Source organism: Pseudomonas sp. (assembly GCF_050739655.1).
Taxonomy (GTDB): Bacteria; Pseudomonadota; Gammaproteobacteria; order Pseudomonadales; family Pseudomonadaceae; genus Aquipseudomonas.
The window spans coordinates 1-1285 of the sequence record NZ_JBOIBY010000013.1 but is presented as its reverse complement, the minus strand read 5'-3'; the positions used below and the strand labels follow the sequence as shown (position 1 = coordinate 1285).

Genomic DNA, 1285 nt, shown 5'->3' with positions numbered 1-1285 from the left:
GCGATGGTTTCGTCTTTACCCGAAGCACGCATGTTGTCGAGCTTCTTGCCCTTGGTAGGGTTGACGCCCAGGTCGTTGTCACGGCTGTTCAGACCAACGATCTGACCGTTGTAGATTTCCTGACCGTGTTCAACGAACAGCTTGCCACGTGCCTGCAGGGTTTCCAGGGAGTAGGTCAGAGCCTTGCCGGTTTCAACCGAAACCAGAACGCCGTTCTGACGGCCGGACATGTCGCCGGACTTCATCACGTCGTAACGGTCGAAGATCGAGGTCAGGATGCCAGCACCGTTGGTCAGTGTCAGGAACTGGTTACGGAAACCGATCAGACCACGAGCAGGGATGTTGTATTCCAGACGTACACGGCCCTTGCCATCCGGCACCATGTTGGTCAGGTCGCCCTTACGCAGGCCCATCTCTTCCATCACCTTGCCCTGGGATTCTTCCGGCAGGTCGATGGTGACGTTTTCGAACGGTTCGTGCTTCACGCCGTCAACCAGACGGATGATCACTTCCGGACGGCCTACAGCCATTTCGAAGCCTTCGCGACGCATGGTTTCGATCAGTACCGAGAGGTGCAGTTCGCCACGGCCGGAAACCTTGAACTTGTCAGCCGAGTCGCCTTCTTCAACGCGCAGTGCAACGTTGTACAGCAGCTCTTTGTCCAGACGTTCCTTGATGTTACGGGAAGTCACGAACTTGCCTTCTTTACCGCAGAATGGCGAGTCGTTTACCTGGAAGGTCATGGAAACGGTTGGCTCGTCGACGGTCAGCGGCTTCATCGCTTCGACGGTGTCCGGGTGGCACAGGGTGTCGGAGATGAACAGCGAGTCCATACCGCTGATGCACACGATGTCGCCTGCTGCAGCTTCTTCAACGTCTACACGGTGCAGACCGTGGTGACCCATCAGCTTCAGGATACGACCGTTACGCTTCTTGCCGTCGGCGCCGATAGCCACAACCGGGGTGTTCGGCTTGACGCGACCACGAGCGATACGGCCAACGCCGATAACACCCAGGAAGCTGTTGTAGTCCAGTGCGGAGATCTGCATCTGGAACGGACCTTCACGGTCAACAGCCGGCGCCGGTACGTTGTCGACGATCGACTGGTACAGCGGGGTCATGTCTTCAGCCATTTCGGTGTGGTCCAGACCGGCAATACCGTTCAGGGCCGAGGCGTAGACGACTTTGAAGTCCAGCTGTTCTTCGGTGGCACCCAGGTTGTCGAACAGGTCGAAGATCTGGTCCAGAACCCAGTCCGGACGCGCGCCTGGACGGTCAACCTTGT

General features: G+C 57.7%; 1 protein-coding gene. It reads right to left on the bottom strand.

Annotated features, from left to right (window positions below):
- On the bottom strand, positions 1–1285 hold a 1285-nt coding region (locus ACRESJ_RS00745), incomplete at both ends, for an EF-Tu/IF-2/RF-3 family GTPase (protein WP_431756166.1).